The sequence below is a fragment of the Pseudomonas sp. MD195_PC81_125 genome, assembly GCF_014060985.1.
GTDB classification, from domain to species: domain Bacteria; phylum Pseudomonadota; class Gammaproteobacteria; order Pseudomonadales; family Pseudomonadaceae; genus Aquipseudomonas; species Aquipseudomonas parakoreensis.
On sequence record NZ_JABULD010000463.1, the window covers coordinates 1 to 5826 of the forward strand.

Here is a 5826-nt window from a genome sequence, read left to right on the forward strand (position 1 = left end):
AGTGAGCGCCGTGAGCGTCGCGACCGTCCTGAGCACTCCGACGCTGATGGCGTTGAGGGTGATGACAGCGACAACAGCGATAACGCTGACGAGTAATCCACGGACCTTTTAAGGAGCCTATCAAATGGCACGTTTCTTCCGTCGTCGTAAATTCTGCCGCTTCACCGCTGAAGACGTGAAAGAGATCGATTACAAAGATCTCAACACTCTGAAAGCCTACGTATCCGAGACCGGCAAAATCGTTCCAAGCCGCATCACCGGTACCAAAGCTCGTTATCAGCGTCAGCTGGCCACCGCTATCAAGCGCGCCCGCTTCCTGGCCCTGCTGGCCTACACCGACAGCCACGGCCGCTGAGACCGGGCAGTCGACAAGTAGCAAAGGATTGAATGCATGCGTGCCTTAGCTGAGTTCATCATGCGCGGCCGCATGCAGGCCACTCTCGTAGTGGCCGGGTGTGCAACATTGCCGTTGTTGTATTGGTTGGGTGCTGCCGCCGGGAGCCTGGTGCTTCTGCGGCGCGGACTGACGGACGCCATTGGCGTCCTGTCCCTGGGGCTGCTGCCGGCATTGATCTGGTGGCTGTATGCCGATGATCCGCGAGCACTTCTGGTGCTGCTGGGGTCTTCGGGGCTTGCGTTGGTGTTGCGCGCAAGCGAATCCTGGGTCCGCACGCTGCTGGTCAGCGTAGTGATTGGAGTGGTGTTTTCTGTGGTGCTCGGGGCAGCGTTTGCGGCCCAGATCGAGATGCTCGCGCAGGCCTTGATAAAGGTCATGCCGGCGCTTCTTGGTGAAACCTACAAGCAATTGTCGGTCGATGAGCAAGCGCGTTTCGCGTCCCTGATTGCACCGGTCCTGACCGGACTGATTGCGGCGTTGTTGCAGATCGTCAGCGTGCTGAGCCTGATTATCGGGCGTCATTGGCAGGCGTTGTTGTACAACCCGGGTGGTTTTGGTCGCGAGTTTCGCGCCATCCGGATCCCGCTGGGGCCGGCGATGTTGCTGCTGGCGTTGATGCTTCTGGGCCCGAATCTCGGTGCACAGATGGCCATGTTGACGCCGTTGTGCAGCGTACCGCTGGTGTTCGCCGGACTGGCCCTGATTCACGGGCTGGTCGGGCAGAAGCGACTGGCCGGTTTCTGGCTGGTGGGGTTGTACGTCACGCTGCTGTTGTTCATGCAGCTGCTCTATCCGTTGCTCGTGGTTCTGGCCATTGTCGACAGCCTGATTGATTTTCGCGGTCGTCACGTGTCGAAAGGCACCGATAACGCGAACGGTGAAGGTTAAAAGTTAAGAGGATTTCCACATGCAACTGATCCTTCTGGAAAAAATCGCCAACCTGGGCAACCTGGGCGACAAAGTAAACGTTAAGGCCGGTTACGGCCGTAACTACCTGCTGCCTTTCGGCAAAGCTACCGCTGCGACCGCTGCCAACCTGGCTGCGTTCGAAGAGCGTCGCGCTGAGCTGGAAAAAGCCGCCGCAGACCGTAAAGCATCGGCTGAAAGCCGTGCTGCCCAACTGGCCGAGCTGGAAGTGACCATCACTGCCACCGCTGGCGACGAAGGCAAGCTGTTCGGTTCGATCGGTACTCACGACATCGCTGACGCACTGACCGCCTCCGGCGTTGAAGTTGCGAAAAGCGAAGTTCGTCTGCCGAACGGCACCATCCGCAACGTGGGTGAATTCGACGTGGCTGTGCACCTGCACGCCGAAGTTGAAGCCACCGTACGCGTTGTCGTGGTAGCGGCTTAAGCAATACTTGTCGGCTGGCACCCTCGGGTGCTAGCCGGTAACATCGGGCACGATCCTGTTTACAGGTCGTGCCCTTTGTCTTTCTGGTACTCCCGTTTTCAACCCTGACTCCAAGTGGCCATGAACGAAATCACCGCTCCCGAGCAATACGATCTGCAAACCGCCGCGCTGAAAGTGCCGCCGCATTCCATCGAGGCCGAACAGGCTGTACTCGGTGGTCTGATGCTGGACAACAACGCCTGGGAACGCGTGCTCGATCAAGTCTCCGACGGCGATTTCTACCGGCATGACCACCGCCTGATCTTCCGTGCGATCGCCAAACTGGCCGATCAGAACATGCCGATCGACGTCGTGACCCTTGCCGAGCAACTGGACAAGGAAGGTCAGACGTCCCAGGTCGGCGGCCTCGGTTACCTTGGCGAGCTGGCGAAAAACACGCCGTCCGTCGCCAACATCAAGGCCTATGCGCAGATCGTTCGCCAGCGGGCGACGTTGCGCCAGTTGATCGGCATCAGCACTGAAATTGCCGACGCCGCGTTCAACCCGGAAGGTCGTACCGCCGAAGAGATCCTCGACGAGGCCGAACGGCAGATCTTCCAGATCGCCGAGGCGCGCCCCAAGACCGGCGGGCCGGTGGGCGTCAACGAGCTGTTGACCAAGGCCATCGATCGCATCGACACCCTGTTCAACACCGCCGACTCGATCACCGGCCTGTCCACCGGTTATACCGACCTTGACGAGAAGACCAGCGGCCTGCAACCGGCCGACCTGATCATCGTCGCCGGCCGTCCGTCGATGGGTAAGACCACCTTCGCCATGAACCTGGTGGAAAACGCCGTACTGCGCAGCGACAAGGCGGTGCTGGTGTACTCCCTCGAGATGCCAGGCGAATCGCTGATCATGCGTATGCTTTCGTCCCTGGGGCGTATCGATCAGACCAAGGTGCGTTCCGGCCAGCTGGAAGACGACGACTGGCCGCGCCTGACCTCGGCGGTCAATCTGCTCAACGACCGCAAGCTGTTCATCGACGATACCGCCGGCATCAGCCCGTCGGAAATGCGAGCGCGGACCCGGCGCCTGGTTCGCGAACATGGCGACATCGGTCTGATCATGATCGACTACCTGCAGCTGATGCAGATTCCCGGTTCCAGCGGCGACAACCGGACCAACGAAATTTCCGAAATCTCGCGATCTCTGAAAGCCCTGGCCAAGGAATTCAACTGCCCGGTGGTGGCGCTGTCGCAGCTCAACCGCTCCCTGGAACAACGTCCCAACAAGCGTCCGGTGAACTCCGACTTGCGGGAATCCGGAGCGATCGAGCAGGACGCCGACGTCATCATGTTCGTGTACCGGGACGAGGTGTATCACCCGGAAACCGAGCACAAGGGCATCGCCGAAATCATCATCGGCAAGCAGCGGAACGGCCCGATCGGCTTTATTCGCCTGGCGTTTATCGGTAAGTACACCCGCTTCGAAAACCTCGCGCCGGGCAGTTACAACTTCGACGACGACGAGTAACGTCGAGCACCTGTGGCGAGGGAGCTTGCTCCCGATCGGCTGCGCAGCAGTCGAATTCTGGGGGCTGCTTCGCAACCCGGAGGGAGCAAGCTCCCTCGCCACAGGTAAAGCACAATTTCCGACCATAGCCGTCGGAATTGGTCAAAATTTGTGCTATATTCCGCGCCCGCGAAATTCAATGAAAGCCAACACCGGTTATCGACATGCAAGCAGCCAAGCCGTTATTTGACTATCCAAAGTACTGGGCCGAATGTTTCGGGCCAGCGCCATTCCTGCCGATGAGCAGGGAGGAGATGGATCAGCTCGGCTGGGATTCCTGCGACATCATCATCGTCACCGGTGATGCCTACGTCGATCACCCGTCGTTCGGCATGGCGATCATCGGCCGGCTGCTGGAGTCCCAGGGCTTCCGCGTCGGGATCATTGCCCAGCCGAACTGGCAGTCCAAAGACGATTTCATGAAGCTCGGCGAGCCGAACCTGTTCTTCGGCGTCGCGGCCGGCAACATGGACTCAATGATCAACCGCTACACCGCGGACAAGAAAATCCGTTCCGACGACGCCTACACCCCGGGTGGCATGGCGGGCAAACGTCCGGACCGCGCGAGCCTGGTCTACAGCCAGCGCTGCAAAGAGGCGTACAAGCATGTGCCGATCGTTCTCGGCGGCATCGAGGCGTCCCTGCGTCGCATTGCCCACTACGACTACTGGCAGGATCGCGTGCGCAACTCGATCCTGATCGACGCCAGCGCTGACATTCTGCTGTACGGCAACGCCGAGCGGGCCATCGTCGAAGTGGCCCAGCGCCTGTCCTACGGGCACAAGATCGAAGACATCACCGATGTGCGCGGCACCGCGTTCATCCGCCGTGACACGCCGCAAGGCTGGTACGAAGTCGATTCCACGCGCATCGACCGTCCGGGCAAGATCGACAAGATCATCAACCCGTACGTCAACACCCAGGACACCCAGGCCTGCGCCATCGAGCAGGAAAAAGGCCCGGTGGACGATCCCGAGGAAGCCAAGGTCGTGCAGATCCTGGCCAGCCCGAAGATGACCCGCGACAAGACCGTGATCCGCCTGCCGTCGATGGAAAAGGTGCGTAACGATCCGGTCCTGTACGCCCACGCCAACCGCGTGCTGCACCTGGAAACCAACCCGGGCAACGCCCGCGCGCTGGTGCAGAAGCATGGCGAGATTGACGTCTGGTTCAACCCGCCGCCGATTCCGATGACCACTGAAGAAATGGACTACGTGTTCGGCATGCCTTACGCCCGTGTTCCGCACCCGGCGTACGGCAAGGAAAAGATCCCGGCCTACGACATGATCCGTTTCTCGGTGAACATCATGCGTGGCTGCTTCGGCGGCTGCACGTTCTGCTCGATCACCGAGCACGAAGGCCGGATCATCCAGAACCGTTCCGAAGAGTCGATCATTCGCGAAATCGAAGAGATCCGCGACAAGGTCCCGGGTTTCACCGGCGTCATCTCCGACCTCGGCGGCCCGACCGCGAACATGTACCGCATTGCCTGCAAGAGCCCGGAAATCGAATCCGCGTGTCGCAAGCCGTCCTGCGTGTTCCCGGGCATCTGCCCGAACCTGAATACCGACCACTCGTCGCTGATTCAGCTGTACCGCAGTGCCCGTGCCTTGCCGGGTGTGAAGAAGATCCTGATTGCCTCCGGTCTGCGTTACGACCTCGCGGTCGAGTCGCCGGAGTACGTCAAAGAGCTGGTGACCCACCACGTTGGTGGTTACCTGAAGATCGCCCCGGAACACACCGAGGAAGGTCCGCTCAACCAGATGATGAAACCGGGGATCGGTACTTACGACCGCTTCAAGCGCATGTTCGAGAAGTACACCAAGGAAGCCGGTAAAGAGCAGTACCTGATCCCGTACTTCATCGCTGCGCACCCGGGCACCACCGATGAAGACATGATGAACCTGGCGCTGTGGCTCAAGGGCAACGGGTTCCGTGCCGACCAGGTGCAGGCGTTCTACCCGTCGCCGATGGCCACCGCCACCGCGATGTACCACTCGGGCAAGAACCCGCTACGCAAGGTCACCTACAAGAGCGACGGTGTGACTATCGTCAAGAGCGAGGAGCAGCGTCGTCTGCACAAGGCGTTCTTGCGTTATCACGACCCGAAAGGCTGGCCGATGCTGCGCGAAGCGCTGACCCGCATGGGCCGCGCCGACCTGATCGGGCCGGGCAAGAATCAGCTGATCCCGCTGCACCAGCCGGCCACCGACAGCTACCAGAGCGCCCGTCGCAAGAACTCGACGCCGGCCGGCAGCCACAAGGTCGCGAAAGAGAAGACCACCAAGATTCTCACCCAGCACACCGGCCTGCCGCCGCGTGCCAGCGACGGTGGCAACCCTTGGGACAAGCGTGAACAAGCCAAGGCTGCGGCGTTCGCCCGCAACCAGCAGGCGGCCAAGGAGCGCAAGGAAGCGGCCAAGGGCAAGGGACCGAAACCGGCGCGCAAGCCCGTCGTTCCGCGCTGAGTCGCTTTTTTGTTTCAACAGAACGCCAACCTTCGGGTTGGCGTTTTTTT

General features: G+C 60.5%; 5 protein-coding genes and 1 pseudogene. All 6 read left to right on the plus strand.

Annotated elements, in window-relative coordinates; translation table 11 throughout:
• Positions 1 to 96 (plus strand): annotated as a pseudogene (locus HT737_RS18555) (30S ribosomal protein S6); the annotation flags it as partial.
• A 28-nt stretch (positions 97 to 124) separates the two neighbouring features.
• Positions 125 to 355, plus strand: coding sequence for a 30S ribosomal protein S18 (gene rpsR / locus HT737_RS18560; protein ID WP_002551829.1), 231 nt, complete (start codon positions 125 to 127; stop codon positions 353 to 355).
• Between the two features lie 36 nt (positions 356 to 391).
• Positions 392 to 1285, plus strand: a complete 894-nt coding sequence (locus tag HT737_RS18565; RefSeq protein WP_047290989.1) for a hypothetical protein — start codon at positions 392 to 394, stop codon at positions 1283 to 1285.
• Positions 1286 to 1304: 19 nt separating this feature from the next.
• The gene (rplI, locus tag HT737_RS18570) at positions 1305 to 1751 is read left to right on the plus strand and encodes a 50S ribosomal protein L9 (protein ID WP_003186385.1); all 447 of its coding nucleotides are present in this window, start codon (positions 1305 to 1307) and stop codon (positions 1749 to 1751) included.
• A 120-nt stretch (positions 1752 to 1871) separates the two neighbouring features.
• A complete protein-coding gene (gene dnaB, locus HT737_RS18575; RefSeq protein WP_041065665.1) occupies positions 1872 to 3269 on the plus strand; it encodes a replicative DNA helicase in 1398 nt (465 codons plus the stop codon).
• 203 nt (positions 3270 to 3472) lie between these two features.
• A complete protein-coding gene (locus HT737_RS18580; RefSeq protein WP_041065663.1) occupies positions 3473 to 5776 on the plus strand; it encodes a YgiQ family radical SAM protein in 2304 nt (767 codons plus the stop codon).
• Positions 5777 to 5826: the final 50 nt, after the last annotated feature.